General features: G+C 67.8%; 15 protein-coding genes, 1 pseudogene and 1 riboswitch. Of the genes and pseudogenes, 9 read left to right on the forward strand and 7 right to left on the reverse strand.

What is annotated here, in order from left to right:
- Positions 1–141 precede the first annotated feature (141 nt).
- Complete coding sequence (locus AC3FOF_RS31665) at positions 142–543, forward strand: OsmC family protein (protein ID WP_017229259.1); 402 nt, start codon at positions 142–144, stop codon at positions 541–543.
- A gap of 86 nt (positions 544–629) precedes the next feature.
- On the opposite strand, the gene AC3FOF_RS31670 is transcribed toward AC3FOF_RS31665, so the two are convergent.
- A complete protein-coding gene (locus AC3FOF_RS31670; RefSeq protein ID WP_488728826.1) occupies positions 630–1,862 on the reverse strand; it encodes a bifunctional alpha/beta hydrolase/OsmC family protein in 1,233 nt (410 codons plus the stop codon).
- Between the two features lie 426 nt (positions 1,863–2,288).
- Here AC3FOF_RS31670 and AC3FOF_RS31675 point away from each other — a divergent pair, with 426 nt between their 5' ends.
- Positions 2,289–2,693 carry an FKBP-type peptidyl-prolyl cis-trans isomerase gene (locus AC3FOF_RS31675; protein ID WP_017229261.1) on the forward strand — a complete coding sequence of 135 codons (405 nt, stop codon included), beginning with the start codon at positions 2,289–2,291 and terminating at the stop codon, positions 2,691–2,693.
- A gap of 284 nt (positions 2,694–2,977) precedes the next feature.
- Here AC3FOF_RS31675 and hfq read toward each other — a convergent pair.
- Positions 2,978–3,200, reverse strand: a pseudogene (gene hfq, locus AC3FOF_RS31680) (RNA chaperone Hfq); the annotation flags it as partial.
- 364 nt (positions 3,201–3,564) lie between these two features.
- Positions 3,565–3,689, forward strand: a riboswitch (glycine riboswitch).
- A 48-nt stretch (positions 3,690–3,737) separates the two neighbouring features.
- Between hfq and AC3FOF_RS31685 the strand changes: the two are divergent.
- The 4 genes from AC3FOF_RS31685 (at position 3,738) to AC3FOF_RS31700 (ending at position 9,054) form a co-directional block, all read left to right on the forward strand.
- Positions 3,738–5,060 (forward strand): D-amino acid dehydrogenase, encoded by a 1,323-nt coding sequence (locus tag AC3FOF_RS31685; RefSeq protein ID WP_035814936.1) that lies wholly within the window; start codon positions 3,738–3,740, stop codon positions 5,058–5,060.
- Between the two features lie 97 nt (positions 5,061–5,157).
- Positions 5,158–6,081: a LysR substrate-binding domain-containing protein gene (locus AC3FOF_RS31690; protein WP_276268066.1), complete on the forward strand. Its 924-nt coding sequence runs from the start codon at positions 5,158–5,160 to the stop codon at positions 6,079–6,081.
- Positions 6,082–6,490: 409 nt separating this feature from the next.
- The gene (locus AC3FOF_RS31695; RefSeq protein ID WP_276268067.1) at positions 6,491–7,798 is read left to right on the forward strand and encodes an MFS transporter; all 1,308 of its coding nucleotides are present in this window, start codon (positions 6,491–6,493) and stop codon (positions 7,796–7,798) included.
- Between the two features lie 62 nt (positions 7,799–7,860).
- Entirely contained in the window at positions 7,861–9,054 is a 1,194-nt protein-coding gene (locus AC3FOF_RS31700) for a M20 aminoacylase family protein (protein WP_488728827.1), read from the forward strand.
- Positions 9,055–9,139: 85 nt separating this feature from the next.
- On the opposite strand, the gene AC3FOF_RS31705 is transcribed toward AC3FOF_RS31700, so the two are convergent.
- Positions 9,140–9,499, reverse strand: a complete 360-nt coding sequence (locus tag AC3FOF_RS31705) for a winged helix-turn-helix transcriptional regulator (protein ID WP_488728828.1) — start codon at positions 9,497–9,499, stop codon at positions 9,140–9,142.
- Positions 9,500–9,575: 76 nt separating this feature from the next.
- On the opposite strand from AC3FOF_RS31705, the gene AC3FOF_RS31710 reads away from it, so the two are divergent.
- Positions 9,576–9,962, forward strand: a complete 387-nt coding sequence (locus AC3FOF_RS31710) for a hypothetical protein (RefSeq protein ID WP_017229265.1) — start codon at positions 9,576–9,578, stop codon at positions 9,960–9,962.
- 63 nt (positions 9,963–10,025) lie between these two features.
- On the opposite strand, the gene AC3FOF_RS31715 is transcribed toward AC3FOF_RS31710, so the two are convergent.
- Positions 10,026–11,663 carry an acyl-CoA synthetase gene (locus AC3FOF_RS31715; RefSeq protein WP_276266194.1) on the reverse strand — a complete coding sequence of 546 codons (1,638 nt, stop codon included), beginning with the start codon at positions 11,661–11,663 and terminating at the stop codon, positions 10,026–10,028.
- A 134-nt stretch (positions 11,664–11,797) separates the two neighbouring features.
- Between AC3FOF_RS31715 and AC3FOF_RS31720 the strand changes: the two genes are divergently transcribed.
- Together AC3FOF_RS31720 and AC3FOF_RS31725 are read left to right on the forward strand one after the other, a co-directional pair.
- Entirely contained in the window at positions 11,798–12,574 is a 777-nt protein-coding gene (locus tag AC3FOF_RS31720) for a Crp/Fnr family transcriptional regulator (protein ID WP_488728829.1), read from the forward strand.
- A 127-nt stretch (positions 12,575–12,701) separates the two neighbouring features.
- The gene (locus AC3FOF_RS31725; RefSeq protein ID WP_276266195.1) at positions 12,702–13,349 is read left to right on the forward strand and encodes an AraC family transcriptional regulator; all 648 of its coding nucleotides are present in this window, start codon (positions 12,702–12,704) and stop codon (positions 13,347–13,349) included.
- An 85-nt stretch (positions 13,350–13,434) separates the two neighbouring features.
- Here the strand turns inward: AC3FOF_RS31725 and AC3FOF_RS31730 are convergent, their stop codons facing one another.
- The 3 genes from AC3FOF_RS31730 to AC3FOF_RS31740 all read right to left on the reverse strand — a co-directional run bounded on the left by AC3FOF_RS31730 (position 13,435) and on the right by AC3FOF_RS31740 (position 16,242).
- Complete coding sequence (locus AC3FOF_RS31730) at positions 13,435–14,421, reverse strand: Bug family tripartite tricarboxylate transporter substrate binding protein (protein WP_276266196.1); 987 nt, start codon at positions 14,419–14,421, stop codon at positions 13,435–13,437.
- 61 nt (positions 14,422–14,482) lie between these two features.
- Entirely contained in the window at positions 14,483–15,274 is a 792-nt protein-coding gene (mhpD, locus tag AC3FOF_RS31735) for a 2-keto-4-pentenoate hydratase (RefSeq protein WP_488728830.1), read from the reverse strand.
- A 17-nt stretch (positions 15,275–15,291) separates the two neighbouring features.
- Complete coding sequence (locus AC3FOF_RS31740) at positions 15,292–16,242, reverse strand: 3-carboxyethylcatechol 2,3-dioxygenase (RefSeq protein ID WP_488728831.1); 951 nt, start codon at positions 16,240–16,242, stop codon at positions 15,292–15,294.

Genomic DNA, 16,242 nt, shown 5'->3' on the forward strand with positions numbered 1-16,242 from the left:
GCACGCCAAAGTGAGCCTGGTTGCGCTGCGCGTGCAGGAGGTACGTAGCAAACAGAGCCACGCGGGCCTTCCCCACTTGCACGCTCCTGCGTAACATCCCATCCATCGGTCCCATCGACCAACCCATGGAATTGAATTGCCATGTCAAGCTCCCAAGCCACCGCCAGAATCGGCCAGGCCGATCCGAACTACCTGGTGCATCTCCAGGCCGGCACCCATCCGCTCGTCGGCGACGAATCCGCCGGGCTGGGGGGGACCGACCAGGGCCCGCCGCCCTTCGGCTTCGTGCTGTCCGGGCTGGTCTCGTGCACAGCCATCACCCTGAAGATGTACATGGAGCGCAAGCAGTGGCCGGCGGCGGAGATCGAGGTGACGGCTGTCTTCCAGGGCAAGGACGAGGCGCGTTTCATCCGGCGCGAAGTCAGGGTGAGCGCGGCCGGGCTGGGTGAAGCCGAACGCAAGCGGCTGGCGGAAATCTGCGAGCGCACGCCGGTGACGCTGTTCCTGAAGGCGGCATCGCGGATCGAGACGACCCTGGTCTGAGGCCACGGCGGACAGCGGCGCGCGCCGACAGCCGCAGGAGCAGCCACGGCTCTGCTCCTGCGGCTGGGTCCCTTGCCGCCGGCCGCCTATGCTGGGGCCGTCGCCGCCAGATGGGTGCGCACCACCACTTCGGAATGCAGGGTACGGTGCACCGGGCATTTGTCGGCAATCTCCAGCAAGGAAGCACGCTGAGCCTCGTCCAGCGGACCCTGCATGGTGATCTCCCGCTCGATCCAGTCGATCTTGCCTTCGGTCGTGGCGCATTCCGCGCAGTCGGCCGCGTGGATTTTTTCGTGGCGCAATGCCACTGCCACATGCTCCAGTGGCAGGCCCTTGCGCTCGGCGTACATGCGCATGGTCATGGCGGTACAGGCGCCCAGCGCGGCCAGCAGAAAATCGTAGGGCGCCGGGCCGCCATTCAGGCCGCCGAAGGAAACCGGCTCGTCGGCCAGCAGCCGGTGCGGCCCCGCGGTGATGCGCTGCTGGTACTTGCCGGCGTGGTTCTCCTCCACGCGCACCAGCCCTTCCTCGGCCACCGCGGCCGGCACCTCGAGCGTATCGATGCCGAGATAGCGCTGGCTCCATGCGGCGATGGTGTTGGCCACATAGACAGCGTCCTCCTTGCGTGTGAGCAGGTGGTCGGCGCGGTCCAGCGAGACAAAGCTCTTCGGGTGCTTGGCGGCAATGAAGATCTGGGTGGCATTGTCGATGCCGACGGTATCGTCCTGCGGCGCATGCATGACCAGCAGCGCCTTGCGCAGCTTCGCCACGCTATCGAGCAGCTTCTGCTCAGCCACATCCTCGATGAACTGCTGCTTGATCCGGAACGGACGGCCGGCAAGGCTGACCTCCGCCTCGCCTTCCGATTCGATGCGGGCAGCCTGGTCGCCGAACAGGCCGACCACATGGCCGGGATCGCTCGGCGCGGCGATGGCGACCACGGCCTTGGCCTCCGGTATGCCCTGCGCGGCGCTCAGCACGGCTGCGCCGCCTAGGCTATGGCCGATCAGCAAGGCGGGCGCCCGGTGATGCTGCCGCAGATAGTCCGCCGCCGCCAGCAGGTCAGCCACGTTGGAGGAAAAATTGGTATTGGCGAAGTCGCCGCCGCTGCCGCCAAGGCCGGTGAAATCGAAGCGCAGGACGGCAATGCCGTGTGCCGTCAGCGCCTGCGCGATCCGCGTCGCTGCCAGCACATCCTTGCCGCAGGTGAAGCAATGGGCGAACAAGGCGAAGGTGCGTACCGGCCCGGCCGGTAAATCCAGCCGCGCGGAGAGTAGCTGACCGTCACTTCCCGGGAACTGCAGGCGCTGGGCTTCCATGGATATCCTCATGCATGACGCAAGCTGAATGAGGTTCCCACTGTAGCCAAGTTTGCGGCCGGGTGCTACTGGCTGCGCATGCGCGGCAACATGGCGCGCAGCAGGTACGGGCTGAAGCCTTTTGCCTCCCTGGTGGAGATAGCTGGCGTCATTGTCGCTTCGCCTTGCCGGGGCAGAACTGCCGGCATGGTATGGGAAGTCCGTGCCAGGCATCAGCAGCGTGTCCAGTCCGCATGGCGTAATTTACAGGGCGCCATGGCACAAATCAGGCTGGCTGAGACCGGAAAGACGTCCGGCGCCCGGCATGGCGCAGCGCTCCGGTCAGCGCAGGCCCAGGGGAGATCCGCATCCGGTTTAAGATGCTACCTTTCCGGCCTGTCCAGCCGCTCGCCTCCCAACCAGTCAACACCAACAGACAACAGACTCATGAAGAAGATTGCCCTGCTACTCGCCGCCGTTGGAATGGCCTCCCTCGCCCATGCAGCCGCCCCCGCGGTCGAAACCCTGCCCTCCGGCATGTCCATCCAGCACATCGTCAAGGGTACGGGTGCGACGCCCAAGGCCTCGGATGTGGTCAAGGTGCACTATCGCGGCACGCTGACCGACGGCACCGAGTTCGACAGCTCCTACAAGCGCGGCCAGCCCATTTCCTTCCCCCTGAACCGCGTGATCCCGTGCTGGACCGAAGGCGTGCAGAAGATGCAGGTTGGCGGCAAGGCCAAGCTGGTCTGCCCGGGACCGACCGCCTATGGCTCGCGCGGCGTGCCGGGCACGATTCCGCCCAACGCCACGCTGAACTTCGAAGTCGAGCTGCTCGGTATCGGCAACTGACCAGGGCGGATCCATCGCCATGTCGCGTCCCCGGCCGCCCGGCCGGGGCATGGCGGTTGAGGCCGGCGCTGGTCCGCGCACGGACCAGCGCCGTGAAGAAAGGCCACGATTTCGCCCGACCTGGGCAAAACGGCAGCCCGGCGCGGCTGCCGGCGAACGTGGCGAGAACGGCGGGAGCTACTCGTTGCCGCCGCCAAGCGCCAGCGGACGGCGTTTTCGCGTCACCACCAGAGGCGTTTTGGTCTCGCCGTCGGTGTTGTTCGTGCGGGCCGGGCGCGCGGCGGAGGCAGCGGGCCGCGTCCCCGTGTCCAGCTGGATAGTGGATATCGCTTGCTTGTAGATCGCCTGCATGCCGCCAGGCGTGCTAAGCATCACTACGAACGGGTCGAACGACTCGATGGAGCCGATCAGCCTGATACCGTTGACCAGATAGACCTGAACACGCTTTCGCTCTTTGCGCAGTGTGTTCAGAAAGCCATTCTGCGGATTGGAGTCTTCGAGCTGCATTGGATATCGGAAATTGGAACATGCGGGGCGTGGCCGCTGGGTATGAGGTGTAGCGATGCACAACATCGGTGCCCGCACATTGGTGTAGCGCGCCCATGCTGCGCGCTCCGTAGCATGGCGCATCGCGGTAGTGGATGCCGGCCATTCTATCGCATGCCGGGATGCAGCACGGCTTGATAGTGGTCAAGCCGCTTCCGTTCGGCCGGCCAACTGCCCGGCGCGAGGCAGGGCCGGCCCCCATTGCGGTCACGCCTGCCCCATGTTAATGTGCGCCATCCAGGAGAACGAGGCGCCCCCGTCATATCTAGGCGGGCCCCTCTACCGAAGGCGTACCCCTGAAACGCTCAGGTGCAAAAGACTGGAGACCGATAAAACTGGAGAGCGCCGGACCGGATCACCAAGGTGAACGGCATGCGGCCGCCGAAGGGGCAAGCCGGTACCCGTGGCGGGTGCGGCGAATCTCTCAGGCAAAAGGACAGTGGGGGCAGACAGGCCGGATGGCCTGCCTGCCCCTTTTTGCTATCCGGAGCCTGAAGAATGAAAGTCATCGTAATGGGGGCCGGCGTGATCGGCATCGCCTCGGCGTGGTACCTGGCCCGTGCCGGGCATGAGGTGGTGGTGCTGGAGCGCAATGCGGGCGCCGCCCGGGAGACCAGCTTTGGCAATGGCGGCCAGATCTCGGTCAGCCATGCAGAGCCGTGGGCCAACCCGGCCGCGCCGCTGAAGATGCTGCGCTGGCTGGGGCGCGAAGATGCCCCGCTGCTGTTCCGCCTGCGCGCCGATCCGGCCCAATGGTCATGGGGCCTGAAGTTCCTGCGCGAGTGCTCGGCGAAACGCTCCACCCACAATATGATCCAGTTGCTCAACCTGGGCACCTACAGCCGCGCCAGCCTGCAGGCGCTGCGCGCGGAAACCGGCATCGAGTACGACCACCTGACCCGCGGCATCCTGCATTTCTACACCAGCCAGAAGGAATTCGACGCCGCCATCGAGCCGGCGCGCATCATGCGCGAACTGGGCTGCGAGCGGCGCGTGATCAGCCCGGAGGAAGTCGTGCGGCTGGAGCCGGCGCTGGCCAATATCGCGCCGCGCCTGGCTGGTGCCACCTATACCAGCGAGGATGAGTCCGGCGACGTACACCGCTTCACCACCGAACTGGCAGCCCGGTGCGAGGCGCTTGGCGTACGCTTGCGCTATGGCGTGCGGGTGCAGCGCCTGCATGCCGAAGGCGGCAGCATGCGCGGCGTGGAAATCGCCGACGAGACCGGCGGCTACCAGATCGAAAGCGCCGATGCCTATGTGCTGGCGCTGGGCAGCTTCAGCCCGATGCTGGCGCGCCCGCTGGGGGTGAAGCTGGACATCTATCCGGCCAAGGGCTACTCGGCGACGCTGCCTGTGCTCGACGGCGAGCGCGCGCCAAGCGTGAGCCTGACCGACGACGAATACAAACTGGTGTTCTCGCGTTTCGGCGACCGCCTGCGCATAGCGGGCACCGCCGAACTCAACGGCTATGCGATGGACCTGAACCCGGTGCGCTGCGAAGCCATCGTCAAGCGCACGCTGGACGTGTTCCCGGGCATGAGCCGGCCTGAACTGGCCAGGTTCTGGACCGGCCTGCGCCCCGCCACGCCGGGCAACGTGCCGTATATCGGCGGCTGCGCCATCGACGGCCTTTACCTGAACACTGGCCACGGCACGCTGGGCTGGACGCACGGCTGCGGCTCGGGCCGCGCCATCGCGGACATCATCAGCGGGCATGTGCCGGAGGTGGATTTCGCCTTCAGCGGCGCGCTGCCGACGCCTGCAACACACCGTCGGGCAACGCTGGCGGCAAGCCCGGCCAGCGTCACGACACACTAAGGCCGCCATCCGCCGCGCACGGCAGCGCCAGGCGCCCGGCCCCTTGGGCCGGGCGTTTTGCCGTTACCATCTCCGACCACGACTTTTGCAGGCCCCCATGAAGCTCAACCAGCTGCGCGCCCTGGCCGCCGTTGCCGAATCCGGCAGCATCCAGGAAGCCTCGCGCATCCTCCACCTGACGCAGCCGGCGCTGAGCAAAGCCATCAAGGAACTGGAGAGCAGCGTAGGCGCGGCGCTGTTCGTGCGTTCGAGCACAGGAATCCGCCTGACCCCCTACGGCCAGCGCCTGGTCACCCACGCGCGGCTGATCAGCGAGAACGTGCGCCGCGCGCGCGACGACCTGGAGGACATGAAAGGCACCGTGGCGAGCGAGATCACGGTGGGCGTGACGCCGGTCACCGCGATGATGCGGCCGATGGCGGCCTGCCTGAGCACCTTCCGCCGCGAGTTTCCCAATGCCCGCCTGCGCGTGCAGGAAATGCGGCCGACGCAGTTGCTGGAACACCTGCGCGAAGGCACCATGGATTTTGCCGTGACCTCGCAACTGCTGCCGGCGGACCGCGGGCTGGACTGCACCCAGGTCTGCCGCCTGCCCACCATCATCGCGGCGCGGCGTGGGCACCCTCTGCGCGCGGCGCGCTCGGTGCGCGCGCTGCAGCAGGCCGACTGGCTGGCGGCTGACCCGCTCTCCGATACGGCTTCGCCCTTCCATCAACTGTTCGCGGGCAACGGCCTGGACTCGCCCACGCGCGTGATCGAATGCTCGTCGATGGGACTGGCGCTGGAACTCTGCTGGCAGGTGGATACCCTGGTACTGCTATCCAGCGAATCGCGAGCCAGCAGGATCATCACCGAAACCATGGATTTCATCGACGTGGCCGAACCCGTGCCCGACCGCATCGTCTCGCTGGTCACGCGCGACCGGCACGTGCTGACGTGGGCCGCGGCACGCCTGCATGACGCCCTGCTGCAGGCGCTTGCCAGCCACTATCCGGCTTTGCACGAAGGCGCCGCGCCATAAACGGCGCCATTCCGGCGCCGCCAAACCCAATAAAAATCAAATAGTTACACCCAAGGGAAGCTGGCGGAAAGCGGTCAACCGACGCCGGCAGGGCGCCTGCCCTGCCGCCTGGGCCAACTGCGGACCACCGCCACGCCTCACCCTGACGCCCCCTTCCCTCTGTTTGGCCGCGCACGAGCCGGGTCGTCGACAGCACACATGCCGGCCACGCCGCCAGCCGGGTGCCAGTCTGCCACCCAGGCCGCATGGACGGGCACGGTGGCGGGTATCGCCCGCCATTCCCGATGCGCATACCCATGAAAAAAAGCGAAGTGCGTATCCGGGGCACGGCTCTTACCATGCCCCAACACCAAGAGAAACGGGGCCGCGCCGCACCCGTTCCCTATCTGGCCCACCCGAGGAGCAAAGCATGACCACCGCGCCCACCGCGCTATCCAGCCACGCCGGCAACGCGCCCGCCGCTATCGCAGTCGACCGGCCGCACTCGCGCCGCGCCGTCATCGCCGCCGCGATCGGCAATGGGCTGGAGGTATACGACTTCACCGTGTACAGCTTCTTCGCCGCCACCATCGGCAGGCTGTTCTTTCCGTCCAGCAGCCCGCTCGCGTCGCTGCTGCTGTCCTTTGCCACCTTTGGCGCCGGCTTCGTGATGCGCCCGCTCGGCGCGGTGCTGATCGGCAACCTGGCCGACCGGCGCGGACGCAAGGCGGCGCTCACGCTCACCATCCTGCTGATGAGCGCCGGCACGGCACTGATCGCCTTCACGCCCTCCCACGCCAGCATCGGCGTGGCCGCTACCGTGCTGGTGGTGCTCGGCCGGCTGCTGCAAGGCTTGTCGGCGGGCGGCGAAATCGGCGCCGCATCGGCCCTGCTGCTGGAATCCGCGACGAAGCGCAACCGCTGCTTCCTGGTGAGCTGGCAGGCCGCCACGCAAGGCGGCGCCGCGCTGCTCGGGGCGCTCACCGGCGCTGCCGTATCGGCCCTGCTCAGCCCCGAAGCCATGCACGACTGGGGCTGGCGCCTGCCGTTCCTGCTGGGCCTGCTGATCGCGCCGGTCGGCATGTATATCCGCCGCCATCTGCAGGAAACCCATGAAGGCGGCGGGCAGCACGCCGGCATCGGCGCGGTGTTCCGCGAGCACGGCCGCACGCTGCTGCTGGGCATGCTGCTGATGACCGGCAGCACCTCGTCGATGTACATCATGGTGTTCTACATGCCCACCTATCTGGTGAGCGCGCTGCACATGCCGCCGGTCACCGCCTTCCTGGCGGCGTGCATGGCTGGTCTCGCCATGCTGGTGGCAGCCCCTCTGTTCGGCAGGCTGGCCGACCGCCTGCCGCGCCGCAAGCCCTTGCTGTTTGCCGGCGGGCTGGCATCGACGGCGCTGGTGTACCCGAACTTCCTGCTGCTCTCGTCGGGCCCTGGCCTGCCGCTCACCGTGGCGCTGATCGGCGCCGCCGTGGCCCTGATGTCGGTCGGCAGCGGCGCGGGCGCCGCCCTGATGATGGAAGCCTTCCCGCGCCACCATCGCGCGACCGGCATGTCGGTGATGTACAGCCTGGGCGTGACGGTGTTCGGCGGCTTCGCCCCGCTGATCGTCACCTGGCTGATCGGTGCCACCGGCAGCAATATGGCGCCGGCCTGGTACCTGCTCGCCTCGGCGTGCATCAGCCTGTGCGCGCTGGCGCTGTTCCCCAGCCACCCTGGCCGCGACTGAAGCGCGGCAAGACACGGTTTCCCTGTCCGACATCCAACCGCACCATCGAGGATCGTACCGTCATGACCCAGAACCCGGGCAATGTCCCGTCCGCACTGATCGAATCCGCCGCGCGCTTCGCCGAGCTGCGCCACCGCATCCACGCCCATCCCGAGCTTGGCGCCGACGTGCCGCGCACGGCCGACATGGCTGCCGCGCTGCTGCGCGAGTGGGGCTACGACGTGCACACCGGCGTGGGCGGCCACGGCGTGGTGGCGCAACTGAAGCTCGGCAACGGCACCCGGCGCATCGGCATCCGTGCCGACATGGACGCGCTGCCGCTGCAGGAGCGCACCGGCCTGCCCTACGCCAGCCAGGTGGCCGGCCGCATGCACGCCTGCGGGCACGATGGCCACACCGCCACGCTGCTGGCCGCGGCCGAATACCTGGCGGCGACCCGCAACTTCGACGGCACGCTCAACCTGATCTTCCAGCCGGACGAGGAAGGCATGACCGGCGCGCTCGGCATGATGAACGACGGCCTGTTCGAACGCTTTCCCTGCGATGCGATCTACGCCTTCCACAATGCGCCGGGCCTCCCGGTAGGCATGGCGGTGGTGCAGAGCGGCCCGATGGGCGGCTCGTCGGACCGCGCCGCCATCACCTTCCGCGGCAAGGGCGGCCATGGGGCCATGCCCCACCGCGCCGCCGATCCGACGCTGGCCCTGGCGGCTACCGTGATGGCGCTGCAGGCCATCGTGGCGCGCAACGTGGCGCCGGTCGATGCCGGCGTGATCAGCGTGGGCCAGATGCAGGCCGGCAGCACCTACAACATCATCCCCGAGACCGCGACGCTGAAGCTGACCGTGCGCGCCACCGTGCCGGAAGTACGCGACCTGCTGGAAAGCCGCATCCGCGAGGTGGTGACGCACCAGGCCGCCTCCTATGGCGTGGCGGTGGACATCGATTATGAGCGCCTGGCGCCCGCGATCTGCAATACCGTGGAAGAGGCCGCCGTCGCCCGGCAGGCCGTGGCCAGCGTGCTGGGCAGCGACAAGGTGATCCAGGTGCCGCCGTCGATGCAGATGGGCAGCGAGGACTTCGCCTGGATGCTGGAGAAGGTGCCAGGCTGCTACTTCGCGCTGGGCAATGGCACCGGCGAGTGGGTCGGCTGCTCGATCCACAATGACGGCTACGACTTCAACGACCAGTTGATTCCGCTTGGCGCGGCATGCTGGGTCGCGCTGGCGGAAGGCTACCTGCGCAGCGGCGCCTGAGGCGCGCCACGGGCGGTGCCCAGCGCGCCGCCCAGAAGACCCTGGGGCGAACCTGCCCGGGCCTGATTGCCTCGCTCTCGCAGCCTCAGTCGCAAGCGTCCTCCCTGGCCCAGACTTCCAGCCGGTCCAGCACGCCGATCAGGCGCGCGCCCTTCGGGGATAGCTGGTAGACGGTGCCACGCGGAAACGTTGCGGTTGCCAGCCTGACGATCAGGCCGCGCAGCAGCAGCCCGTCCAGACGCTCGCTCAGCACCTTGGACGCAATCCCCGGCAGGCATTGCTCCAACTCGCCAAAACGCTTCTCCCCGGCCGACAGGTGCCAGAGCACCAGGGCATTCCAGCGGTGTCCGAGAAACGCCAGCCAGTCCTCGACCGGGCACTGGACAGGCCGGCGCGGGCATGGCTGTTCCGCTTCGATCCAGGCTGCATTGCCTTCCCCTGCCACATCCGCTCCTTCCCGTTTGGTAGGTACTGCACCGCCGCGCTACTGTCGCGGCTTTTCGACGGGAAGGATAACGCCAATGTACAAAGTGATGCACCCCAAGGGGATGAACGAAACGTTCGCGCGGGCGTTCAACAGCCGGGACCTGCGGAATCTGCTCTGCCTCTATGAGCCAGGCGCGAAGCTCTGCACCGACGGCACCGGCACCGTCCTGGGCGACGAGGCGCGGATCGCCGCGGCGCTGGAGCAGCTCCTGCTGCTGCCGGGCACCATGGTGTCGCGCAACCACTTCTGCATCGAGCATGGCGATATCGCACTGCTGCGGGCGGACTGGCGCCTGCTCGATACGGCCGGGACTTCGGTTGCCTGCGGCAGTTCGTGCGAGGTGGCGCGCAGGCAGGCCGATGGCAGCTGGCGCTATGTGATCGACCATGCGGTGGGCGCCGGACTGCCTGCCCTGCCCTGAATCCGAGCCGGGCCTCGCGGGCAGCCTGCACAAGGCTGCCCGCGCGGGCCCCGGCATCCGGCCTTACACGTCGATCGCCGAATCCGACTTGACCTTGCGGCGCAGCTCGAACTTCTGGATCTTGCCGGTCGAGGTCTTGGGCAATGGCCCGAAGTACACGGCCTTGGGTACCTTGAAGCCTGCCAGCAGGGTGCGGCAATGTGCGATCAGCTCTTCCGCGGTGGCGCTGGCGCCGTCCTTCAGCTCAACGAAGGCGCACGGCGTCTCGCCCCATTTGGCATCCGGCTGGGCCACCACGGCCACCGCCAGCACGGCGGGATGGCGATAGAGCGCGTCCTCCACTTCCACGCTGGAGATATTCTCGCCGCCGGAAATGATGATGTCCTTGCTGCGGTCCTTGATCTTGACGTAGCCGTCCGGCATGCAGACGCCCAGGTCGCCGGTATGGAACCAGCCGCCGGCGAAGGCCTCGCGGGTGGCCTTCTCGTTCTTGAGATAGCCCTTCATGCAGATATTGCCGCGGAACATGATCTCGCCGATCTCCTCGCCGTCGGCGGCCACCGGCTGCATGGTGTCGGGGTCGAGCACCGCCACTTCGGTCTGCAGATGGTAGCGCACGCCCTGCCGTGCCTTCTTGGTAGCGCGCTCCTCTTGCGACAGCGTAGCCCAGTCGTCCTGCTCGGCGCACACCGCGGCCGGGCCGTAGGTCTCGGTCAGGCCATAGACATGGGTCAGTTCGAAGCCCATCTGTTCCATCTGCGCCAGCACCGCGGCCGGCGGCGGCGCGCCCGCCACCATGCCGCGCACGGGGCCGCGCAGGCCCTCGCGCCAGGCTGGCGGCGCGTTGACCAGCGCGGTATGCACGATCGGCGCGGCGCAGTAGTGGGTCACGCCCTCATCGCGCATCAGGTCAAAGGCCAGCTTGGGCTCGAACTTGCGCAGGCAGACATTGACGCCGGCTCGCGCGGCAACGGTCCACGGGAAGCACCAGCCGTTGCAGTGGAACATCGGCAGCGTCCACAGGTAGACCGCATGCTTGGGCAAATCCCACTCCAGGATATTGGAGATGGCATTGATGGCCGCGCCGCGGTGATGGTAGACCACGCCCTTCGGATCGCCGGTGGTGCCCGAGGTGTAGTTGAGCGCGATGGCATCCCATTCATCCGCGGGCGGCTGCCAGGCGAATTCCGGGTCGCCGGAGGCCAGCAGGCTCTCGTAGTCCGTCTCGGCGAAGGGCTGCACGTCTTGCGGGCCCAGCGCATCCACCACGGCCACCACCTTCAGCTCCGGGATCTCGTTGGCGATCTGCCGCGCCAGGCCGGCGAACTCCGTATCGGCCAGCAGCACCCTGGCTTCGCCATGGCGCAGCATGAAGATGAGATTGGAGGCATCGAGGCGGATGTTCAGGGCATTGAGCACCGCACCCGCCATGGGCACCCCGAAGTGCGCCTCTACCATGGCCGGCGTGTTGGGCAGCAAGGCCGCGACGGTATCGCCCTTGCCCACGCCGGCGCGCTGCAGCGCGCTGGCCAGGCGCCGCGCGCGGACATAGGTTTCGCGCCAGTTCTGGCGTACCGGGCCATGCACGATGGCCAGGCGATCGCCATAGACCTCGGCGGCGCGCGCCAGGTAGTCGATCGGTGTGAGGGGAACATGATTGGCCGGGTTCTTGCCCAGGCCGGTATCGAAATCGCTTGGCATTGCTTTGGTCTCCGCATGCGCCGGGAAGCCGCAGGTCCCGGTCGCTGTTACTTTTGGCTGCGCAAGGCTATCATCCCACAGCCCAACGCTTTGTCGTCCGGATGACAGTGCCCACGCCGGGCCAAGCCCAGAACATGTCCAGCCTGCCCGCTTCAGCGCCACCCGGCGTACCCGATACGCCCGATACACCTGATAAACCATACACGGCCCGCAAGGAACCCGGCGGCCGCGGGGATCATGCGGCGCTGCTGGCGCAGCATGAATGGTTCTCCGCCCTGGCCCCGGCGCACCAGGCCATGGCGGCGCGGCAACTGGTGGTGCAGGATTTTGGCGCGGGCGCCTTCGTGGCACGCCGCGGCGAGCCGTCGCGCTACTGGATCGGGGTGGAGCGCGGCCTGATCAAGCTCGCCGTCTACACGCCGGATGGCCGCGGCTGCACTTTTTCCGGCGTGCCGGCAGGCGGATGGTGCGGAGAAGGCAGCGTGATAAAGCGAGAAGCGCGGAGATATGACGTGATCGCCATTCGCGATTCCCGTGTGGCATTGATCCCGGACACCGTTTTCCATACCTTGCTGGCTGAGAGCCTGCCGTTTTCCAGCTTCGTGGTGCGCCAGCTCAACGAGCGCATGGGGCAATTCATCGCCACCGTGCAAAACGAGCGCCTGCTGAGCGTCGACGCACGCGTGGCGCAGGCCATCGCCCAACTGTTCCATGCGGCGCTCTACCCCCGCACCGGCGAGGTCCTGGAACTGTCCCAGGAAGAGATCGGCCTGCTGACCGGACTCTCGCGCCAGCGGGTCAACCAGGCGCTGCGGCGGCTGGCGGCCGAAGGCATGGTCGACCTGTCTTACCAGAGCATCCGCGTTACCAACCTCGAACGCTTGCGCCACTTCGGCTTGTCCGAGCTGTAGCCCGCGGGCTTGCGCTTTGCCCATCCTGTCTCTATGGTGACAATCGCCGGCCCGCCAAGACCGTACAATGCGATTTCAGCCTGGCGCGCCACGCGTAACGCGCCAGCCGGCCTCTCCTGATCCTCGCATGGCCCTCGTCACCAGCACCGATCTGCGACTCTCCCACCTGCGCTTTCCCTTCGCCGTGCGCGTCGACGCACTGCGCGGAGCCGCTCGCCTGCGCGATGCCAACGCGCGGCGCGAGGTGCTGCCGGGGAATCCGTTCGTAGTGCCGGCCTTTGCGTACTTCGATTGCGACCTGCTGCCGGCGCCGGGCAACAGGGCCGCCATCTCGCTGCGTGCCGTGCCCGACGACGCGTGCCCGCGCATGTCGCTGGCGGCCGTGCCGGGCTGCCCGCTCCACACGCAAAAGCACTGGTCGCGCGCGCTGGCCAGCGACATCTTCGAGTTGCCCCGGGTCGCCTGGAACGCGGCATTGGTGGCGGATCGCTGGCAGGTCAGCCAGCGCCTGGTGCGCGTGCGGTTGTTCGCGGAAGGCGAAGCGCTGCGCGCACTGGTGCGCGAGCAGCGCGTGGCGCACGCGATCTACCTGCTGGCCAACAGCGGCCGCGTGCGGCCCGAATGGCTGGCGACGCAAGTCGGGCTGGCCCGCGCTGCCGCACTTGCAAACGCCTGCGCCAACACGCTCGGCCCGGCGGTGGTCAGCCTGCTGGAAGGCAGCGGCGAACGCAAAGCCGCTTCGGTTGGGGTTCCGCGGCTTCACCTGGCAGCCTAGACGCTGCGCCCGCAGGGTCGCGGCAGCCGAATCTGCGGCAAGCAGCTCTGCCCTGACCTTGGTGGTTACGGTCCGGCCCCCGCCATCAATCGATGCTGGCGCCGCTGGCCTTCACCAATGGCGCCCAGCGCGTGCTCTCGCTGTTCAGGAAGGCGCCGAACTGCTGCGGCGTCATCGGCATGGCTTCGAGCCCCTGGTCGGCAAACTGCCGGGCCACCTCGGGCGCCTTGAGCGCCTTGACCGTTTCCTCGTTGAGACGCGCGACGATGGCGTCGGGCGTGCCGGCCTTGACCACCATGCCGAACCAGACACCGGCATCCAGCCCGCCGATACCGAGTTCGGAGAGCGTGCGCACGTCCGGCAGCGACGGCGACCGGCGCGGCGCCGCGATGGCGAGCGGCTTGACCTTGCCCCCCTTGATCAACGGCGAGGTGGTGATCACAGGGTCGAACATCATGTCGACCTGCCCGGCCATCACATCCTGCAACGCCGGCGCCGAGCCCTTGTAGGCCACATGCGTCATATGGCCGCCGGACTTGTCGGCAAACAGCCCCCCGAGCAGGTGCCCGATCGAGCCGACGCCCTGCGATGCGTAATTGACGCCGTTCGGCCGGGTTCTGGACAGCGCCACGAGATCCTTGACCGAACCGACCGGGCTGCCCTGCGGCACCACCAGCACCAGCGGCGACGAGGCCAACGCTGTCACCGGCTTGAAATCCTTCAGCGGGTCGTAGGAGAAGTTGCGGTACAAGCCCGGGTTGATCGCGAACATCTCGGTGGCGGCCACGAACAGCGTGTGGCCGTCCGCGTCGGCACGCTTGACCGACTGCGCCGCAATCTGGCCGCCCCCGCCGGGCCGGTTCTCGATCACGACCGGCTTGCCGAGACCGGCCTGCATCTGCTGCCCGATCTGGCGTGCAATCCTGTCGGTAACGCCGCCCGCGGGGAACGGCACCACGATGGTCAGCGGCCGGCTGGGAAACGTGTCGGCGAACGCGGGGGCACCGGCCGTGCCGAGCAAGCCCGCGGCCATGAGCAGCGGGCCCGCCAGATTGGGTTTTGCGTATTTCATCTTGTCTCCTCCATGTATTTGTAATAAGACTGGTGCTGCGTGGTGTGGCTGGAAGGCGGCATCAGCCCTGCGCGAACCTTGCCCGCACGCTGCCAACGCCGCTGATGCTCGCCTCGAAACACTGGCCTGGCGCCGCCGGGACCATCGGACCCAGCGCACCGGTCAGGATCAGGTCGCCGGCGCGCAAGGGATCCCCCAGCGAGGCGAGCTTGCGCGCCAGCCAGACCGCCGCATTGAGCGGATGGCCGAGGCAATCCGCGCCCGAACCCGTGGAAACGCGCTCCTCGTCGCACAGCATCTCCATCTTCACGGTCTTCAGGTCCAGGCCGGCCAGCGGCACGGGTACCGCGCCCAGCACCACCAGACCGCTGGAGGCGTTGTCGGCCACGGTATCGACATACGAGATATCCCAGTTGCGGATGCGGCTGCCGACCACTTCGATGGCGGGGAGCACATAGGCGACGGCATTGATCAGATCGACCAGCGTGGCGTCCTTTGCACAGACGTCGCGGCTGAGCACCAGCGCAACCTCGGCTTCCGCTTTCGGCTGCATGGTGCGGGCGGCTGGAATCGGCTCGTCGTCGCCGAAGACCATGTCCGCGAACAACGTGCCGAAGTCGGGCTGGTCCACTCCAAGCTGGCGCTGCACCGCGGGCGAGGTCAGGCCGATCTTGCGGCCCACCACGCGGCGGCCCTGCGCGCGCCATGCATCGACATTGGCGCGCTGGATGGCATAAGCCATCGCCGCGTCGCCAGACGGGATCTCGCCGCGCAGCGGTTCGATCGGGGTATGCGCCTGCTCTGCCTCGCGCAGCCGCCTGGCGAGCGCGAGCGTGGTTTCCTGCTTGGACATGGTTGTTCCTGGTTGGGTTACGCGCGCGGGGTGGCAGGCTGTGCCTGCATCACGCCGAAGCCGGCAATCCATTCTTCGATGGGCCGGTAGTACTCGATCGACGCCTGGTAAGGCCCGGCGGCGGCAAGCGCGCCGAACGCGGCGATCCAGGTTCGGATCTCGTGCGCCGACTTGCCGGCGTCGCGCGTGATGTCGTCGTTGCGCATGGCATCCACGGCGTCCAGATCGCCGCTGGCGAGTCGCGCCAGGAAGGCGCGGTCCCACTCCGGGTTGAGCGGATGTAGTGAACCATCGCCTGCGGCGAACGCTTGCGCGGCCGCCACCGTACGCGCCTGGCGGGCGGCACGCGCCGCCGCCGGCGGGTTGCGCCCGGCGATCAGGCGCTCCGCCACCTCGTCGTTGGCCGAGGCGATTTCCGGCACGGGCGGCTCATGGGAAATGCCGCCGGAACCCACCACCAGCACGCGCTTGCCGAGGCCCTGCAGGAAGCCGCCGATGGCGTTGCCCAGCAGCCGCGCGCGGCGACAGGTGGCCATGGGCGGCGCCACCGAGTTGATGAAGACGGGGATCACCGGGCACGGGGCGAGTCCGCCAAGCAGCACTTCCAGCGCCTGCGCGCAACCGTGGTCCACCTGCATGCGGTAGGACACGGCAATGTCCACGTCGCTGGCCAGCACGGCTTGCGCCATGGCCAGCGCGGTGTCCCGAGGCACATCCAGCGGGCCGGCGAGGCTATTGAAATCGCCGATGGCGCTGGCCGCCACGCCAATGCAGAACTGCGGCATCACGTCGTAGAAGAAGCCATTGAAGTGGTCGGGCGCGAACACCACCACCAGTTCCGGCGCGAAGGCCCGCACACGGGCACGCGCTACGGCTTGCACGCGCTCCACCTCCGCCACGATGTCCGGCGCCGGATCGTAATACCCGTGCAGCGGCGTATGGGACAGGCATTCGAGATGCATCGTCAT

This window comes from Cupriavidus sp. 96C5-1 (assembly GCF_057798855.1).